Annotated in this window: 13 protein-coding genes; all 13 read right to left on the bottom strand. The window is 71.4% G+C overall.

Annotated elements, in window-relative coordinates:
- Positions 1 to 14: 14 nt before the first annotated feature.
- The gene (locus OHS82_RS04825; RefSeq protein ID WP_328433353.1) at positions 15 to 1,016 is read right to left on the bottom strand and encodes an NAD-dependent epimerase/dehydratase family protein; all 1,002 of its coding nucleotides are present in this window, start codon (positions 1,014 to 1,016) and stop codon (positions 15 to 17) included.
- A 69-nt stretch (positions 1,017 to 1,085) separates the two neighbouring features.
- The gene (locus OHS82_RS04820) at positions 1,086 to 2,267 is read right to left on the bottom strand and encodes a PP2C family protein-serine/threonine phosphatase (RefSeq protein ID WP_328433352.1); all 1,182 of its coding nucleotides are present in this window, start codon (positions 2,265 to 2,267) and stop codon (positions 1,086 to 1,088) included.
- 238 nt (positions 2,268 to 2,505) lie between these two features.
- Positions 2,506 to 3,261 carry a hypothetical protein gene (locus OHS82_RS04815; RefSeq protein WP_328433351.1) on the bottom strand — a complete coding sequence of 252 codons (756 nt, stop codon included), beginning with the start codon at positions 3,259 to 3,261 and terminating at the stop codon, positions 2,506 to 2,508.
- 165 nt (positions 3,262 to 3,426) lie between these two features.
- Positions 3,427 to 6,099, bottom strand: coding sequence for a SpoIIE family protein phosphatase (locus OHS82_RS04810; RefSeq protein WP_328433350.1), 2,673 nt, complete (start codon positions 6,097 to 6,099; stop codon positions 3,427 to 3,429).
- A 134-nt stretch (positions 6,100 to 6,233) separates the two neighbouring features.
- Complete coding sequence (locus OHS82_RS04805; protein WP_057576831.1) at positions 6,234 to 7,307, bottom strand: LacI family DNA-binding transcriptional regulator; 1,074 nt, start codon at positions 7,305 to 7,307, stop codon at positions 6,234 to 6,236.
- Positions 7,308 to 7,601: 294 nt separating this feature from the next.
- Entirely contained in the window at positions 7,602 to 8,324 is a 723-nt protein-coding gene (gene araD / locus OHS82_RS04800; protein WP_057576832.1) for an L-ribulose-5-phosphate 4-epimerase AraD, read from the bottom strand.
- Between the two features lie 43 nt (positions 8,325 to 8,367).
- Positions 8,368 to 9,885, bottom strand: coding sequence for an L-arabinose isomerase (gene araA / locus OHS82_RS04795; protein ID WP_057576834.1), 1,518 nt, complete (start codon positions 9,883 to 9,885; stop codon positions 8,368 to 8,370).
- 76 nt (positions 9,886 to 9,961) lie between these two features.
- Positions 9,962 to 11,656 (bottom strand): ribulokinase, encoded by a 1,695-nt coding sequence (araB, locus tag OHS82_RS04790; protein ID WP_328433349.1) that lies wholly within the window; start codon positions 11,654 to 11,656, stop codon positions 9,962 to 9,964.
- A gap of 120 nt (positions 11,657 to 11,776) precedes the next feature.
- Complete coding sequence (locus OHS82_RS04785; RefSeq protein WP_328433348.1) at positions 11,777 to 14,335, bottom strand: CBM35 domain-containing protein; 2,559 nt, start codon at positions 14,333 to 14,335, stop codon at positions 11,777 to 11,779.
- Positions 14,336 to 14,437: 102 nt separating this feature from the next.
- The gene (locus tag OHS82_RS04780; RefSeq protein ID WP_057576845.1) at positions 14,438 to 15,292 is read right to left on the bottom strand and encodes a carbohydrate ABC transporter permease; all 855 of its coding nucleotides are present in this window, start codon (positions 15,290 to 15,292) and stop codon (positions 14,438 to 14,440) included.
- Positions 15,289 to 16,242, bottom strand: coding sequence for a carbohydrate ABC transporter permease (locus tag OHS82_RS04775; RefSeq protein ID WP_057576847.1), 954 nt, complete (start codon positions 16,240 to 16,242; stop codon positions 15,289 to 15,291). The genes OHS82_RS04780 and OHS82_RS04775 overlap by 4 nt, the downstream gene beginning before the upstream one ends.
- Before the next feature lie 75 nt (positions 16,243 to 16,317).
- On the bottom strand, positions 16,318 to 17,631 hold the full coding sequence (locus tag OHS82_RS04770; RefSeq protein WP_328433347.1) for an ABC transporter substrate-binding protein: 1,314 nt from the start codon (positions 17,629 to 17,631) through the stop codon (positions 16,318 to 16,320).
- 115 nt (positions 17,632 to 17,746) lie between these two features.
- Positions 17,747 to 18,817 carry a LacI family DNA-binding transcriptional regulator gene (locus OHS82_RS04765; RefSeq protein WP_328433346.1) on the bottom strand — a complete coding sequence of 357 codons (1,071 nt, stop codon included), beginning with the start codon at positions 18,815 to 18,817 and terminating at the stop codon, positions 17,747 to 17,749.
- Positions 18,818 to 18,838 lie beyond the last annotated feature (21 nt).

Below are 18,838 nucleotides of genomic sequence, written 5' to 3'. Positions count from 1 at the left end.
GGCCTTGTGCGGTGCTACGCGTCGCGCATACCCGCCGACGCGAACTCCCGCATGCCTTCCGTGAAGCCGACCTGCGGCTTCCAGCCCAGCTCCGCCCGCAGCCGGGACGAGTCGGCCGTGACGTGCCGGACGTCCCCCAGCCGGTACTCGCCGGTCACGACCGGCTCGGGGCCGCCGTGGGCGGCGGCCAGCGCCGCCGCCATCTCGCCGACGGTGTGCGGCTCACCGCTGCCGGTGTTGTACGCGGTGAGCGCGCCGGCGGCCGGATCGGCCTCCAGCGCGGCCGCGTTGGCCGCCGCCACGTCCCGTACGTGCACGAAGTCCCGCCGCTGCAGCCCGTCCTCGAACACGCGCGGCGCCTCGCCCCGGGCGAGCGCCGAACGGAAGAAGGAGGCGACCCCGGCGTACGGGGTGTCCCGGGGCATCCTCGGCCCGTAGACGTTGTGATAGCGCAGCGACACCACCGACCCGCCCGTCGACCGCGCCCACGCGGCGGCCAGATGCTCCTGAGCGAGTTTGGTGGCGGCGTACACGTTGCGCGGGTCCGCCGCCGCGTCCTCGCCGACCAGCCCGGGGGACAGTTCCCGGCCGCACTCCGGACAGCGCGGCTCGAAACGCCCGGCCGCAAGGTCGGCGACGACCCGGGGCCCCGGCCGCACCACGCCGTGCCGCGCGCACGCGTACCGCCCTTCCCCGTAGACGACCATCGAGCCGGCCAGCACCAGCCGCCGCACGCCCTGCGCGGCCATGGCCGTCAGCAGGACGGCGGTGCCCAGGTCGTTGCGGGAGACGTACTCCACGGCATCGGCGAACCCGGCGCCCAGCCCGACCATGGCGGCCTGGTGGCACACAGCGTCGACCCCGGCCAGGGCGCGGGCCACGGCCTGTTCGTCGCGCACGTCCGCGGCGGGGTCGGCCCGCACGTCGAACACGACGGGTTCGTGCCCGTGCGCGCGGAGCGCCTCGACGACATGGGACCCGATGAACCCGGCACCGCCGGTGACCAGTACACGCATGGCTCCACGTTAGGGCGGCGGACCGCCCGGACCGTGCTCCGCGCCCGCCACGTCACGACTCCGTAAGAGTCAGTCGAGTACCGCCCCGTCCCGAGGCGCACACTCCTCCTCGGCGAGCAGACACGCGGTGAGGGCCGCGATGTCGTCCTGCAGCCGGTCGTGGCTGTGGGCCAGCAGGTCGGTGTGCAGCCGGCGGAGCAGTTCGTCGGGCGGCAGGACCCCCCAGGAGCGCAGTCGCCGGTGCAGTGGGTAGAACGCGCCGCCGGGATCGCGCGTCTCGGTGACGCCGTCCGTGTACAGCAGGAGTTGGTCACCGGGCCGGAAGGCGTAGTCCTCGACGTGATACGGGTCGCCGACGAGCATGCCGAGGTTGAGCGGCGGGGCCGACGGCCCCCGGTTGAGCTCGCGGACCCCGTCCGGCCCGATGAGCAGCGGGGGCGGGTGACCGCAGTTGACGACCCGGACGACGTGGTCGTCGGCGCGGACCTCGGCGAAGACTGCGGTGACGAACCGTTCGCCGGGGTCGGGCCCGCCGGTCAGCGTCGCCCTGCGGCTCATGCTGGTCTCCATGCGGTCCGCCAGGGCCGGGAGACCGGGCTCGTCGTACGCCGCCTCACGGAACGCGCCCAGCAGGGCGGCCGCGGTCTCCACCGCGAGCAGGCCCTTGCCGCGCACGTCACCGATGAGCAGCCGCACCCCGAACGGCGTCGGGACGGCCTCGTAGAGGTCGCCGCCGATGCGCGCCTCCGCCGCGGCGGAGAGGTAGAGGCTCTCCAGGCGGAGGCTGCCGATGCGGTGGGGGACCGGTCTGAGCAGGACGCGCTGCGCGATGTCGGCCACGAAACGCACGTCGGCGAGCGTGCGTTCACGACGGATCCGGTGGGCCGCCAGGATCGTGCCCAGGGCGCCCACCAGGGCCGTGCAGACATACGAGGCCACGTAGTGGCGGTCCCACAGATAGCCGACGGACCGGCCCGCGCAGCACGGGGTGCCGGCCAGCACCCCTTCGAAGACGACGGCGAACACCGTCGCACCGGCGACGACGGACGGACCGTGGGCGAACGCCGTCAGCAACGGCAGGGCGACCAGCGCGAAACTCACCGGCCACTGCGTGGGCGTCAGCGGCTCGATCAGCAGAAGGACGACGACGTACAGCAGCGGCAGCCTGCGCACCCACGCCGCAGGCGCGGGCGGTCGGTCCCGCGACACCACGGCGGCCACCGGCCGCCTGCCGGGGTACGCGGTTCTCACCCCTCGCTCCTGCGCGCCACCCGGTGGGCGTGGCGTGCAGGCGGGCGGCAAGTCGCACGGTCGGGGTTACGCGGCCTTCGCACAGCGGACTCCTGTCACACGGCCCGGGCAGGAGGTCCAGCCTGCTGTGCGCAGCCGCGGCACACCGTCGATTGCTCCACCTGGCGGCATGTTCACCGCGCGGGCCCACTCCGCTGCCGCCCCCGTCGGCAGGCTGAGCGGAGGTGAGCCGGACGAGTCAGACGGTCGCCGGCTCCTTCTCGGCCGCGGCGTCGGCGGGGACGGACTCCGTCGAGTAGAAGACGGACTTGCCCTGCTTGCTGCGACGGACCTGCCCCTTGGCCACCAGGGCCTCCAGCGTGCTGCGCACCACCGTGATCTTGACGCCGCGTTCCGGGTGGGCGCCGGTCAGCGCGTCGGTGACTTCGAGGGCCGAGCGCGGCTCACCCTCACGGGTCAGGTGACCGACGACGAGATCACGCAGCGTCGGACCGTCGCCCGCCTTGGACGCCGGCTTGGCGGCGGGCGCCTTCTTGACCGCCGAAGCCGAAGCCGACGCCGACTTCGATGCTGCAGAGGCCTTGGACGACGGCGCGGCCTTCGCGGACGATGCCGGCTTCGCCGGCGAGGTGGCCTTCGCCGGTGTCGCGGCCTTCGGCGATGACGTGGCCTTGGCGGACGGCGACGCCTTCCTGGCGCGCACCTTCTTCTTCGGCTCACCGCCCTGCGCGGCGGTGGGCGCGGCCTGACGGGGCACGGAAGCCGTGGGCGCGCTCGTGGAAGCCGCCTCGCCCGCCTTCTCGGCGTCGCCGAGCGCCTGCTGCATGTTGACCAGCAGAGCGTGGTCGTGCCGCAGTGACTCCAACTTCTCCTGCAGCGCGGTCACTTCGCTGCTGAGACGCTCCTGCTCCTCGGTGTTGTGCTTCAGGTCCTCAGCCAAACGGGCGGCATACAGCGGCCTGAGGCTGGTCGTCTCGTCATGGTTGTCGGCCACGAGGGCCCTCCTTGGAGTGATGTGCCGTGGTTTTGCCGAATAGTACTCACCGCACTCAAGACCGCGTCGCACATGCGCACAATCTCCTGCGACCCGACGACCCACGACCCCGTGACCCACATCCCGCGACCGCACTGCCCGCGGCCTCGGAAGCCGAGTGAACCCTCACCGCTGCACGGGCAGTTGCTGCTCGGTCCAGATGACCTTGCCCTCGGGTGTGTAGCGCGTGCCCCAGCGGTCGGCGAACTGGGCCACGAGGAAGAGTCCGCGGCCGCCCTCGTCCATGCCGGCGGCGCGGCGCAGATGCGGTGAGACGCTGCTCCCGTCGGACACTTCGCAGATCAGGCTGCGGTCACGGATCACGCGCACGGTGATGGGCCCGGTCGCGTACCGGATCGCGTTGGTGACCAGTTCGCTGAGAATCAGCTCCAGGGTGAACGCCTCCTCGTCCAGTCCCCAGTCGCGCAGCAGCCCGCTGACGCAGGCCCGCACCCCGGAGACGGCCGCGGGATCGGACTCCACCTGCCAGACCGCGGTCCGGTCACCGTCGAGCAGCCGGGTGCGGGCGACGAGCAGCGCGACGTCGTCGCGCGGGGCGGTGGGCAGCAGGGCGTCCATCACTGCCTGGCACATCTGTTCAGGTGTGCGTCCGGCGTGTGCGACGACGCCGCGCAGCCGTTCGATCCCCTCGTCGATGTCCCGCTGCCGTTCCTCGAGCAGACCGTCGGTGTACAGCACGATGCTGCTGCTCGGCGGCAGTTGGATCTCCGCCTTCTCGTAGGGCAGCCCGCCCAGTCCCAGGGGCGGTCCGGCCGGCACCCCGGCCAGACGTGCCCGGCCGTCCGGGTGGACGACGAGGGGCTCCAGGTGACCGGCCCGGGCCATGGTGCACTGACCGGACACCGGGTCGTAGACCGCGTACAGGCAGGTGGCGCCGGTCAGTGTCGGGGTGTCGCCGTTCTCGTCGTCCCGGTCCTGGTCGATGCGGGTGACGAGTTCGTCCAGGTGCCAGAGCAGTTCGTCGGGGGGCAGGTCGAGCGTCGAGAAGTTGTGCACGGCGGTGCGCAGTTGCCCCATGGTGGCGGCGGCGTGCAGACCGTGCCCCACGACGTCGCCCACCACGATCGCGACCCGCGCCCCCGGCAGGGGGATGACGTCGAACCAGTCACCGCCGACGCCGCCGCCGATGCCCGCCTCGCCCGGCAGATAGCGGTGCGCCACCTCGACGGCGCTCTGCTCGGGGAGCGCGTGCGGGAGCAGGGCCCGCTGCAGAGCGACGGCCGTGGCGTGTTCGCGGGTGAAACGACGGGCGTTGTCGATGCTCACCGCCGCACGGGCCACGAGCTCCTCCGCGACCGAGAGGTCCTCCTGGTCGAACGGCGTGGGCTCCCGCGACCGCCAGAAGGTCGCCACCCCGAGGATCACTCCGCGCGCCCGCAGCGGAGCCGCGATCATCGAGTGGATGCCGGAGGCCACCAGCGCGCGAGCGCGGTCGGGGGCCTGCGCCTGCCAGCCGGAGAACGCCGCCATGTCGGCCTCCAGCACCATCCTCCCCGAACCGAACCCGGTGGCCTGCGGCGTCGAGGGGTCGAAGTGGATGAGCTCACCGGTCGGATACAGCGGTGTGTCCGTGCGCACGCCGTGCAGCGCGACCCGACGCAATTCCGCGATGTTCGCCAGGTTCGGTTCCTCTCCGCGCAGCACGGCGTCGGCCAGGTCGACGGTGACGTAGTCGGCGAACCTGGGCACGGCCAGTTCGGCCAGTTCCTCCGCCGTGCGCGTCACGTTCAGGGTGGTGCCGATGCGCAGGCCGGCCTCGTACAGCAGGCTCAGCCGCTCCTGGACGACCTCCACGCGTCCGACGAGAGCGCTGAGTTCCGTCGTGTCCCGCAAGGTGGTGACCGAGCCGCCGGGGCCCGGCAGCTGCTCCATGGGGCGCTGGCTGACCGCCAGCAGCCGGGTGCCGACCTTGACCACCCGGTCGGTGGCCGTCGTGCCCGACAGCAGGAGCCGTTCGGCCCTCGGCTCGAGTCCGAGGCTGCTGACGGGCCGCCCCTCCACGTCGGCGTCGAGTCCCAGCAGGCGCCGTGCCTCGTCGTTGGCCAGGAGCAGCCGGCCCTGCCGGTCGATGATGAGGACCCCCTCGCGCACCGCGTGCAGGACGGCGTCGTGGTGCTCGTACATCCGGGTCATCTGCGCCGGACCGAGGCCGTGGGTCTGCCGACGGAGTCGCCGGCTGATCAGCGCGCTCCCCGCGGTGGCCGCCGCGAGTACCAGCGCCGTCGCCCCGAGGACGAGCGGCGCCTGCCGGTCGGCCGCCACACTCACCCGTTTGACGGTGATTCCCGCGGAGACCAGCCCGACGATCTTCCCGCTCGGATCCTTGACGGCGACGACGGTCCGCACCGACCGGCCCAGCGTCCCGGTGGTCGTCTCGGTGACGACTCCGCCGTGCTGGGCCTTGGTGATGCTGCCGATGTAGTGCTGGCCGATCCGCGAGGGGTTGGGATGGGTGTAGCGGATGCCGTCGACGCTCATCACGACGACGAAGTCCACGCCGGAACGTTCGCGCGTCTGCTCGGCCTGCACCTGCAGCACGGCGGTGGGGTCGGGTCGGCTCAGGGCCTGGACGACCGAGGGGGAGGAGGCGACGGCGGAGGCCACCGCGAGGGTGCGGTTACGGGCCTCGCGCTCGGCGTCGGTCCGGGACTGCAGGAACAGGGCGGCGACCGCGGTCGCCACCAGCACGAGGATGATGAAGACCTGCAAGACGAACACCTGGCCGGCGACGGTCCGTAGCCCCTGCCAGGACCGCAGACGACCGGGCCGTCGATCCATAGCCTCCATCTAACCCCGGCCGGTACCCGCCATCACCCCAGAACGCCGGGCTTCGGCGAACTCGTCACACGCGGTGCTCCGGTGTGCACTCACGGCGCCCACCCGTTCCGTGGGGCGCGGCCGTGCCCCAGGGCTCAGCCTCCGACGGGCCCCGAGCTCTCCCGGACGATCAGGTCGGTGCCGGCGAAGGTCGGCTCGGGGGACCGGTGGCCGCTCTCCAACTGGCCGAGCAGCAGGGCGAAGGCGTCGCGGCCCAGCCCCTGGAAGTCCATCCGCACGGTGGTGAGGGCGGGCGTGAGGAACGCCGAGTGGGGGGCGTCGTCGAAGCCGATGACGCTGACGTCGTCCGGCACCCTCCGTCCGGCGTGGTGCAGGGCGCGCAGCACGCCGAGCGCCAGGTCGTCGTTGCCGCACAGGATCGCGGTGATCTCCGGGTCGTCCGCGAGCCTGCGCCCCTCGTCGTAGCCGACCTGTGCGTCCCAGCCGGCGCCGCCGTGCGGGTCGGGCGGGGTGATGCCGGCCGACTCCAGGGCGGCGCGCCAGCCCTGGGCGCGGGGGCCTTCGGGGCGCCGGGCGCCCACGGACGACGGGATGGCGAGGTAGTGGACGGTCCGGTGTCCGAGCTCCAGCAGGTACGCGGTGGCGGCCCGGGCGGCCTCGCGGTCGTCGGCCCACACCGCGGGACGGGGAGGGGTCAGGCCGGGCGGCGGGGCCTCGACGACGGCGGCGCACGGCACGTCGGCCGGGGCCCGTTCCAGTGCCGCGGCGCCGAGCGGGTCGAAGCCGATGACCATCAGCCCGCCGCCCTCGGCCGCCGCCGACGACATCGTGCGGTCGAGGTCGTCCTCGGGCGTCAGCACCTTCACCCCCAGCGCGTATCCCGCGGCGCGGGCCGCTTCCTCGAGGCCCTGCAGGGTGGCCGCGTAGCCGTGGAGGGTCGTGTTGGACGTGAGGACGGTGACGGACCGGGTCACGCCGCTGGCCAGGGCGAACGCGGTCGGGTTGCGTCGGAATCCCAGGCTCTCGACGGCAGCCTCGACACGGCGGCGCGTCTCCTCGCGGACGTTCGGGTGAGCGTTGATCACCCGGGAGACGGTCTGGTACGAGACGCCCGCGGCCCGTGCGACATCGCGAATGCTGGCGGCTTTCCTAGGCTCCCGTCCGGAACCTGAGCGGTGGTCGGGGTTCGTGTGACCGGTCACATCCATCCATTGAGTGTGAGCGGTCACAATGCCGCGCGTCAAGTGACGGGAAGACCGGAGCCGACGTCCGTGCGACAGGTATATCAGGGAACGGGGCGGTGGGCCGATCGGTCGGCCGGGATCGGCCGGGCTCGGCCGGGCTCGGCCGGGCTCGGGCGGGGTCGGGCGGCCCGGTCGGGCCGCCGGTGAACCGGACGGCCGGCCGACCGATCGGTCAGCCGGCCGGTCGACCGACGAGTCGTTCAGTCGTTCAGTCGTTCAGTCGTTCCGTTATTCGGTTGTTCTGGGTCGGTGGGTCGGTCAGGAGGGTGTGGGCGCCGGGTTGCCGTAGTAGGCGTCGGGGCCGTGCTTGCGGGTGTAGTGGCGGTTGAGGAGGTGCTGGGGCGGCGGGGCCGTCGGGGACAGCGCGAAGGTGTGCAGGGCGATGTCGGCGACGGCTTCGCAGATGATGGCGTGCTCGAGTGACTTGCGCGCGGTCGGTCCCCAGGTGAACGGGCCGTGGTTGGCCACCAGGGCCGCGGGCACCTCGACGGCCCGCTGGTCGTCCTCCTCGAGCAGGTCCACGATGACCCGCCCGGTGTTGTACTCGTAGTCCTTCGCGCACTGCTCGGCCGTGAGGTCGGGGGTGACCGGAATCGGGCCGTTGAAGGTGTCGGCGTGGGTGGTGCCGAGCACGGGGATGTCGCGGCGGGCCTGGGCGAAGGCGACGGCGCGGGTGGAGTGGGTGTGGGTGACGCCGCCGACGGAGGGGAAGGCGAGGTAGAGGCAGCGGTGGGTCTCGGTGTCGGTGGAGGGCCGCAGATGCCCGTCGACGACCGCGCCGTCCGACAGGCGGACGGTCACCAGGTCGTCGAGACCGAGGTCCTCGTAGGGGACCCCGGAGGGCTTGATGACGAAGACGCCCGCCTCACGGTCGACGCCGCTGACGTTGCCCCAGGTCAGCGTCGCCAGGCCGACCTGGGGGATGGTCAGGTTGGCGTCCAGCACCTCTTGCCGCAGGCCGTCGCGTACTCGTACGGTCATCGGCTTCCTCCTTGCATACGGGTCAGAGCCACGACGTTCGCCGTCACAGGGCCTGGGCGAGGCGGTGGTAGGCCGCGTTCCAGCGGACTTCCTTGGCGAACTGCCCGGTGGTGGTGTTCTCGTCGATGGTGAGGAGTTCGACGCCGGTCATGGCCGCGTAGTCGGTGAGCGTCTCCAGGCCCACGGCCGAGCTGAGCACGGTGTGGTGCGGGGCGCCGGCGAGCAGCCAGCTCTCCGCCGACTCGGCCAGCGAGGGGCGGGGCTCCCACACGGCGCGGGCCACCGGCAGGCGGCGCAGCGGCTCGCTCGGGGAGATGACGTCTACGACGTTCGCGGTCAGCCGGAACCGGTCGCCGAGGTCGGAGAGACCGACGACGACGGCGGGGCCCTCGGCGGCGTCGAAGACGAGACGGACCGGGTCCTCGCGGCCGCCGATGGAGAGGGGGTGGATCTCGGCGCTGGGGCGGCCGGAGGCGATGGAGGGGCAGACCTCGAGCATGTGGGCGCCGAGGACGCACGGCTTGCCGGGGCCGAGGTGGTAGGTGTAGTCCTCCATGAAGCTGGTGCCGCCGGGGCTGCCGACGCCCATCACCTTCACCGTGCGCAGCAGGGCGGAGGTCTTCCAGTCGCCCTCGCCGCCGAAGCCGTAGCCGTCGGCCATCAGACGCTGCACGGCGATGCCGGGGAGCTGGCGCAGGCCGCCGAGGTCCTCGAAGTTGGTGGTGAAGGCGGTGAAGCCGCCCTCGGTGAGGAAGGCGCGCAGACCGGCTTCGATACGGGCCGCGTACAGCAGGGAGTCGTGCTGGTCGCCGCCGGGGCGCAGGGCCTCGACGACGTCGTAGGAGTCGGTGTACTCGGCGGCGAGTTCGGCGACGTCCTTGTCCGGCACGGCGTCGACGACGGCGACGAGGTCGTTGACGCCGTAGGTGTTGACGGAGAACCCGAACCGCAGCTGGGCCTCGACCTTGTCGCCCTCGGTGACGGCGACGTCGCGCATGTTGTCGCCGAAGCGCGCCAGGCGCAGCGTGCGCGCGGTGTGGCGGCCGACGGCGGCGCGGGCCCAGGCGGCGACGCGGCCCACGACGCGCGGGTCGGTGGCGTGACCGGCGACGATCTTGCGGTCGACGCCGACGCGGGACTCGATGTGCCCGAACTCGCGGTCGCCGTGGGCGGCCTGGTTGAGGTTCATGAAGTCCATGTCGATGCTCGGCCAGGGCAGCGACAGGTTGTACTGGGTGTGCAGGTGCAGCAGCGGCCGGTCGAGGGCGCTGAGTCCGGCGATCCACATCTTGGCGGGCGAGAAGGTGTGCATCCACACGATCACGCCCACACAGGTGTCGGAGGCCGAGGCCTCCTGGCACATCCGCCGGATCGCGTCGGCGTCGGTCAGGACCGGCTTCCACACGATCCGGACCGGGATCTCGCCCGGGTGACCCAGCGTCTCGGAGATGCTCCGGGACTGCTCGGCCACCTGCTGCAGCACGTCGTCGCCGTACAGGCCCTGGCTGCCGGTGAGAAACCAGACCTCGTGGTCGGGGTAGGGCGTGGCGTTGGCTTCCATGTCGGACGTTTCCTTTCGGGAATGATGACCACAGAGCAGATGGCGGTGACGTTCACCGCGCAGGGGGACGACGGGTTCAGACGGATGCCTCGGCGCGGATGCGGCGCAGACGGTGCATGACCTCGTTGGCGCCGCGTCCGAAGTAGTCGTGCAGCTCCCGGTACTCGGCGAACAGGCGGTCGTAGGCCGCGGCGCGCTCGGGGTCGGGCTGGTAGACGGCCGGGCGGGCCTTGCCCATGGCGTGGGCGGCGGCCCTGATGTCCGGGTACGAACCGGCCGCGACCGCGGCGTGCATGGCCGCGCCGAGGGCCGGTCCCTGCGTCGAGTCGATGACGCCGAGGGGCAGCCGGGTGACGTCGGAGTAGATCTGCATCAGCAGCGCGTTCTTCGTCAGGCCGCCCGCGATGATCAGCTCGCGCACCGGCACGCCGGAGTTCTCGAAGGCCTCGATGATGGTGCGGGTGCCGAAGGCGGTGGCCTCCAGCAGCGCCCGGTAGACGTCCTCGGGGCGGGTGGACAGGGTCAGGCCCACGATGACGCCGCTGAGGTCGTGGTCGACCAGGACGGAGCGGTTGCCGCTCTGCCAGTCCAGCGCGATCAAACCGTGCTCGCCGATCTTCTGCTCGGCCGCGAGCGCGGTGAGGTGCTGGTGCGCGTCCCGTCCCAGGGCGGCGGCCTCCTCGGCGTACGAGGCGGGGAAGCCGGTGCGCACGAACCAGCCGAAGATGTCGCCGACGCCGCTCTGCCCGGCCTCGTAGCCCCACAGGCCCGGCAGGATGCCGCCGTCGACGACGCCGCACATGCCCGGCACTTCGGCCCACTGGTCGGAGCTCATGACGTGGCAGGTGGAGGTGCCCATGATGGCCACCATCCGGCCCGGCTCCACCGCCGTCGCCGCCGGCGCCGTCACATGGGCGTCGACGTTGCCGACGCACACGGCGATGCCCTCCGGCAGCCCGGTCCAGGCCGCCGCCTCGGCGGTCAGCCCTCCCGCCAGGTCGCCGAGCTGCCCGATCGGGTGCTCCAGCTTGGTCGTCACGAAGTCGGCGAAGCCGGGGTTCAGCGCCGCGAGGTACTCCGGCGACGGGTAGACGCCGTCCTGCAGCTGGCCCTTGTAGCCGGCGGTGCAGGCGTTGCGGACGTAGTTGCCGGACAGCCGCCAGACGATCCAGTCCGCGGCCTCCACCCAGCGCTCGGTGCGGGCGTAGATCTCCGGGTCCTCCTCGAGGAGCTGCAGCGCCTTGGCGAACTCCCACTCCGAGGAGATCTTGCCGCCGTAGCGCTTGATCCACGGCTCCTTGCGCTCGGCGGCCAGCGCCGTGATGCGGTCCGCCTGGGCCTGGGCCGCGTGGTGACGCCAGAGCTTGACGTAGGCGTGCGGACGGCCGGTGAGCTCCGGCAGCTCGCACAGCGGGGTGCCGTCGGTGAGCACCGGCAGGACCGTGCACGCGGTGAAGTCCGTGCCGATGCCGACGACCTGCTCGGGACGGACCCCCGAACGCGCCAGCGCCTCGGGCACCGCGATGCGCAGCACGTCGATGTAGTCGGACGGCACCTGCAGCGCCCAGTCCGGCGGCAGGGAGGTCCCGTCGGGCAGCTCCCGGTCGAGCACGGCGTGCGAGTACGCGTGCTCGGCCGCCGCGAGCTCGGCGCCGTCGGAGACCCGGACCACCACGGCCCGCCCGGACAGCGTGCCGTAGTCGACTCCGATGACATAGGTGTCGGGACGGGACTCTTCCCCGCGCTCGTCCTGGATCTCGGCGTTCACCACCGGACCGCCCTTCTGTTCGGTATGACAATCAACGTTCGGTATTGCGGATAGGGGAAAGGTAACTTGTGGTGTGGAGGATGGGGAAGGCCGGGGCCCGTGAAGACCCCGGCCGAGGTGACGTCAGCCGTTCAGCGGCGCGACGGTCACCTTGTCGATGTCGGGCGCGTACTTGGCGGAGTTTGCGAAGGTGACGGTGTTGACGCCGGCCTTGAGGGTGACCGGGACCGGCAGGTCCCAGAAGTTGGACCAGCTGTAGGAGTTGCGGAACATGACCGTCTTCGTGGTGCCGTTCACCGAGATGTCCGCCGCCCTGGAGACGACGTTGGTGTTGTAGTTCCCGGAGCCCGCGACCTCGTTGTTGGCGTAGCGCACGTTCATCACGTAACGCCCGGCCGCGGGGGCCTTCACCTGGAAGGTGAGGGTGTTGGCGGCGCCCAGGCCGATGTGGCCGACGTACTTGCCGCCCGAGGTCCAGGTGTTGCCCGAGACGTCCGCGGTCCCGGCGAGGGTGGCGTCCTCGGCCTCGTAGGAGGTGACGCCCCTGGTGTCGGCGGCGCCGGTGACGCGCAGGTCCCGCAGGGTGAGGCGGCCGCCGCCCGCGGGTGCGGCGGTGATGCGGTTGTTGCCCGCCGACAGGTACAGCCGCAGCGCCTTGTCGGCGGCGCGGCCCCGGGTGGCGGCTAGGGTGACGGCGGTGGCGCCGTCCATGCTCAGGGTGCTGTCGCCGGTGGAGGCGTAGTCGGCGTGCACGGTGTAGTAGCCGTCGGCAGGCGCGTAGACGTCGAAGGCGGCCTTGTCGCCGCGGTCCAGTACCAGGGCGCCGGCGCCGCTGACGCCCGAGGTGGAATAGTCGTAGGAGGGGGAGCCGCTGATGTCGGCGTAGGTCGCCGGGTACACGGAGCCGGGCGTGGTGGACGCCGTGAGGTCGATCTTGTCGAGGGTGACCTCGTTCGTGCCCTTGGCCAGGGTCAGGGTGTGCTTGCCGGCGGTGAGGGTCACCGGTGTGCTCGCCTTGGCGCGATAGGTCCAGTTCAGGGTGGACCCGTAGGTGAGGGTCCCGGCGGAGTCGCCGTCCACCGTGAGGCTCTGGGTGGCGGGGCCGCCCGACTGGTTTCCGTAGAAGACGTCCAGGTCGTACGTGCCCGTGCGCGGGACGTCCACGGTGAAGGCGACCTTGCTGGTCGCCTGGTTCAGGCTGCCGACGTCCTTGGTGCCGGAGGTGGCGAAACCGTAGGGGTTGGAGCGCGAGCCCTGCGAGTAGACCGTGCCGCCGGTGATGGCCGCGTTCTCCGCCTCGTACGTCGCCGACCAGGGCAGGCTCGCCGCGGCGGGCGTGCCGCCGCCGGCCGGGTTCACCGTGATGCGGTAGGCGGACATGGCGTCCAGGCCGGTGAGCGGCACGGTGACGCTGCCGTCCCTCGCGACGGCGGCCGTGGTGCGGGACACCACGGCGGGAGCGGCGGCGGCGCCCTCGTAACCGCTCCACGCGGTGCGCTCGACCGTGACGTCGACCTTCTTGCCGAAGCAGGCCGGCACGTGCCGTATCACGGTGTCGACGGATCCGGAGGCGCCGCCGAGCAGGACCTGGGCCTGCTTGCGGCCGGTGTCCAGTGACGCGATGCCCTGCACGGTGTCGACGACGTTGGACTGCGGCGGGGTGAGCTGGACGGTCTTGCCGGTCAGGCCCGCGTACCAGCGCAGCAGCCACCAGGTGCCGTTCGGGATGTTCGTCTGCACGGCGTTGTCGTTGAGGTTTCCGGCGATGTTCCAGTACGCCTGGTCGGCGTAGACCTTGTTCCGCTCGAACATGGACATCCACTGGATCATCTGACCCGGCACGGACTGGTCGCGCCGGTTGCCGTACTCGTTGACGCTGACCGGCAGTTCGGGGATGCCCGCGGAGGCTTCCAGGGCCCGGTAGGCGGCCAGGGTCGACTCGAAGCTCGACAGCGAGCCGGGGTCGAGCTCATGCCAGGTGGTGATGTCCGGAAGGACGCCGGCGGCCTTCGCCCACGGATAGAAGTCGCTCATGAGCCGGGCGTCGTAGTGCGTCTCGTTGGGTCCGGCGATCCTGGCGTCCGGGATGATCGACCGTATCCTGCGGTAGACGCTGGTCCAGTCGCTCTTGAAGCCGCTGAGCGCGGCCGCATACGTGGCGCTGTCAGAACTCCCCAGCCCCGGGTACCAGTTGCCGTCGGGCTCGTTGAACGGCACCCACACGAAATCGTCCGCGTCGGGACGGGCGGCGACCTCGCGGACCATGCTGTCGACCTTGGACAGGTAGTCGGCCAGTCCCAGGTTCTCGTACGGCCACTGGACGTAGTCGTCCTGCATGTAGACGTAGACGTCGCCGCCGCCGGCGCGGTCGAAGCCCGGCTTGACCGTCAGCGCGTCGCCGTTGGGGTGCTGCGCCCCGCCCTGCGGCTTCTGGACGACGGTGGTCATGTGCAGCGGGGTGACCAGTTCGTCGCCGGGGACGCCGACGTCGCTCAGGCCGTAGAGCGTTCCGTTCGCTCCGTGCATCACGGCGCCGGTGGTGCGGCCCAGGTCGACGGTGACCTGCGGATCGGCCGCGTGGGCGACCGGACCGGTCAGGGCCGCGCCGGCCAGGACGGCGCTGAAGGCGACCGAGCCCATGAGGCGCCGGGCCTTCGGTGATCTGCGTGCGGTTCGCGGCATGGATGTCCTCCGCCTCCCGCGTCGCTGCGGGAGGATCGTGGATGGAACCTGGGGGGAACCGGGGCGCGCGGGGAGCGCGCCCCGGGGGACAGGGAGCAGGCGCTACTTGACGGCGCCGCTGGTGATGCCGGCGACGACGCGGCGCTGGGCGACGACGAAGACCGCCACCATGGGCAGGCTCATCATCACGACGTAGGCGAAGATCAGGTGCCAGTTGTTCAGGTACAGCTGTGCGTTGGCGACCTGGTAGAGGTTGAGCGGGAGGGTGGCCTTGTCGCCGCCGCCGAGGACGAAGAACGCATAGAAGACGTCGCTCCAGGCGAACAGCATCACCATGATCGTCGCGGTGGCGATGACCGGGCGCAGCAGCGGCAGGATGACCTGGAAGAAGACCCGGGCCGGGCCGGCGCCGTCCATGCGGGCGGCCTCTTCCAGCTCCTCGGGGAGATTGCGGATGAAACCGGTCATGAAGAAGATCGACGTGGAGAGGTACATCCCCGTGTAGACGGCGATCATGCCGAGCTGGGAGCCGGCCAGGCCGAGTTGACGGAGCTCCATGACGATCGTGATGACGGCCGGCGGGAGCAGCAGTCCGCTGATGCTCAGCGCGTACAGCGTGCCGGCCAGACGTCCGGTGCGGCGGGCGAAGACCCAGGCGGCGCCCGCGCCCAGCAGCAGCACTAGGACGACCGAGGGGACGACGACCAGCAGGCTGTTGACGAAACCCTGGACGACCTTGCCCTGGTCGAAGGCCTGGCGATAGTTCTCGCCGGCCTGCACGTGGTGCGGCGGCGAGAGGTTCGGTTTGATCGCCTCGGCCTGGGGCTTGGCCGAGGTCACCGCCACCAGCCAGAGCGGGATGCCGATGGTGACGGCGGCGACGAGGAGGACGGCCGCGGGCTGAACCCAGCGCAGGGGGCTCCGGCGGGCCGGCGCGAACGCGGTGACTGCGGTCACTGGTTGTTCTCCCTTCGGCGCAGGCCGACGATGACGGGCACGGCGAGGACGACGACGATGAGGAAGAGCACCAGGCTCATCGCGGACGCCTGGGCGTAGAGCCCCTGGCCGAAGACGCGGAACATGTAGATGTTGAAGACTTCCGTCTCGCTGCCGGGCCCGCCCGCGGTGGTGGCCTGGACGATGTCGAAGGTGTTCATGGAGCCGATCAGCGCGGTGGTGACGTTGAACGTCACCGCGGGCGCCAGCAGCGGGAAGCGGATCGACCAGAAGGTGCGCCAGGCGCCTGCCCCGTCGATGCGCGCGGCCTCCAGCACGTCGCCGGGCATGCTCTTGAGGCCCGCCAGGTAGATGAGCATGGCCAGGCCCATCCACTTCCAGCCGTGGATCAGCGTCACCACGAGCAGCGTCCAGGTCGTCGAACCCAGCCAGGGCGTGTCCACCGGATGGCCGGCCAGCGACGAGAGCACGCCGTTGAGCGCTCCGTCCTGGGCGAGCAGGGCACGGAAGAGGTAGCCGACGGCCAGGGCGGAGATCAGCACCGGGAGGAAGAAGACGGCGCGGAAGAAGCGGTTGAAGCGGGTGTCGCGCTCCAGCAGCAGGGCGAGGGCGAGGCCGAAGCCGTTCTGGAAGACGGCCACCAGGACCGCGTACTCCACCGTGATGCGGATGTCCCGCGCCAGGGACCCGTCGTGCAGGATGGCGTCGAAGTTCGACAGGCCCACGAACCCGATCTGCGGGTGGAACGCCGACCAGTCGGTGAACGGGTAGACGAAGTTCAGCAGGTTCGGCAGCAGGAAGAACACGCCGAACACGGCCAGCGCCGGCAGCGCGAACCACCACGGCTGGTCGGGCTTCCTGCGAGGGCGCTCCCGTCGGCCCTGCGACGAACGGCCTTCGTCCTTCGCCTGTGGGGTGGCGCTGGCGTCCATGGTGGCGGTGTCCACCATTTTTCTCACCTCCGGTACGGGCCCCGGGCGCGCCGCCGACGGGCGGCCCGGGGACGGGCTGGCGAAGGGCGCCGGTCAGAAGCCGGAGATGCCGCGGGCCTTGAGGACCTGCTGGAACTGGTCCTCGGCGGCCTGGGCGACCTGCTGGGGCGTCTTCTTGCCGTAGATCATGTCGGCGAGGGCCAGGTGCATGTCCGGCGCGGTCAGCGCGTTGACCTGGAAGACGCCCGTCGCGGTGGACAGCGCCTTGGCCTGGGCGATCGCCGTCTGCGGCAGGCCGTCGGGGTTGGGCACGGACGGTTCCACCGAGACCAGCTTGTTGGCCTTGATGTACGCGGGGTAGTTCGGCCCGAGCCAGAAGGACAGGAACTGCCGGGCGGCGTTCTGCCGCTTGGCGTCCCCGGTGTTGAAGGCGACCACGCCGTTGGTCTGGTCGGGCGAGTACTCGGCGTTGGCCTTGCTGTTGGCGATCGGGAACCAGCCCAGCTTCTTGTCCATCTCCGCCGTGGTGGAGGTCGCCTGGATCTCGGACTGCAGCGAGGTGACGTTCAGAGCCATCGCGGCCGTGCCGTCCATGATCGCCTTGCCCTGGTCGACGAACGTGCCCGTCCTGTAGTTCTTCTGGGCCAGCCCGCCGTCGAGGATCTTCGTCTTGTACTTGGTGATCGCGTCGACGATCGTCTTGTTGGTCCAGGACTCCTTGTTCTTGTTCAGGTCGTCCCAGAACGACTGCGGCAGATCCGTCATCTGGGCCTGCACCTGCCACTGCAGGGGCCACTTGTCGCCGCCGACCTCGAAGAACGGGGCCACGCCCGGGACCTTCGCCCTGATCGTCGCCGCGGTGGCGAGCATGTCGTCGTAGCTGGTGGGCATCGCGGTGATGCCGGCCTTCGCGAAGACGTCCTTGTTGTAGTAGACGCCGAGGACGGCCGGGCTCGTGACGATCGCGGCATACCGGTGGCCGTCGACCTGGCCGAGGCTCTGCTCCGTCTTGCCGAGCTTGGAGACCCAGTCCTCCTTGTCCAGCTGCAGCAGGTTCTTCGCCGGCTGGACGAACGGCAGCGTGCTGCCGGTGGGCTGCCAGAACATCAGGTCAGGCTTGTCGCCGGAGGCCAGCTTGGTGGGCACGTTCGACTCGTAGGGGTCGGGGATCACCTGGGTGGTGATCCTGGCGCCGGTGGCCTTCTCGAACGCCTCCATGGCCTGCTTGGGCTGCGCGACGCTGTTCTGCGCCACCCACATGGTCAGCTCGACGCCCTTGAGGCTCGCGGTCGGGTCGACCGACCCCTCGGGGGCGGCCCCGGAGGAGCCGGCGGTGCTGTCGCTGCAGGCCGTCGCGGTCAGTCCGAGGACACAGGCTGCGGCAAGGACGGAGAGGGCTCTTCTCATGGCGTGATCCTTGGTGGTGCGGAAGGGACGGGGTGGGGCGGAGCAAGGCGGAGACGGCTGGTGACGCCGGGCGAAGCGGCTGTCGGGTGCGGCGGGCGCGAACGTCCCGTCCGGCTCAAGCGGTTCTGGGCCCCGAGCTCTCCCGGAGGACGAGGGTGGTCTCGACCGGCGCCGGCGCGGGCGACTGCCGGTCGCTGTCGAGCTGGGCGCGCAGCAGCCCGAAGGCGGCGCGGCCCAGTCCTTGGAAGTCCATGCGGACCGTGGTGAGGGACGGTGTGACGAAAGCGGAGTGCGGGGCGTCGTCGAAGCCGATGACGCTGACGTCCTCCGGAACCCGGCGGCCCGCGTGGTGCAGAGCGCGCAGGACGCCGAGGGCCAGGTCGTCGTTGCCGCACAGGATCGCGGTGACCTCCCGGTTCCGGGCGAGCTTCCGCCCGGCCCGGTATCCGGCCTGGGCGTCCCAGCCCCTGCCGGACGGCGCGGGGGCGGCGACGCCGGCCGCTTGGAGAGCCTGACGCCATCCCTCGGCGCGAGGGCCCGCCGAGCGCCGGTTTCCGGTCGAGGCGGGAATCGCTACGTAGTGCACAGTCGTGTGTCCGAGCGCCAGCAGATGTTCGGTGGCGGCACGGGCCGCGGCGCGGTCGTCCACCCACACCGCCGGGCGGCCCGGCGTCCGGCCCGGCGGCGGCGCCTCGACCACCGCCGCGCAGGGCACGTGCGCCGGCACGCGGTCCAGGGCGGCGGCGCCGAGGCGGTCGTATCCGATCACCACGAGCCCGCCGCCGGTGTCGGCGGCCGCGGCGATCGTCTGGTCCAGATCGTCCTCGGGGGTCAGCAGGCGCACGCCGAGCGTGAAGCCCGCCGCCCGGGACTCCTCCTCCAGGCCTTGCAGGGTGGCTGCGTAGCCGTGCAGGAGGGTGTCCGACGTGAGGACGGTGACCGACCGGGTGACACCTCTGGCCAGGGCGAACGCGGTGGCGTTGCGCCTGAAGCCCAGGGCGTCGATGGCTTCCTGCACGCGCTTGCGCGTCTCGTCCCGCACGCTCGGGTGGCTGTTGATGACCCTCGAGACGGTCTGGTAGGAGACGTCCGCCGCCCGGGCGACGTCGCGAATGCTGGCGGCCTTCTGCTGCCCCGGAGGGCGGTCGACCCGGCCGCCGAAGCTTGTGTGACCGGTCACTGACATGCGAGGATTGTGAGCGGTCAC

This window comes from Streptomyces sp. NBC_00425 (genome assembly GCF_036030735.1).
GTDB lineage: Bacteria > Actinomycetota > Actinomycetes > Streptomycetales > Streptomycetaceae > Streptomyces.
The sequence above is the reverse complement of the archived record's forward strand: the minus strand, read 5'-3'. Positions and strand labels throughout refer to the sequence as shown.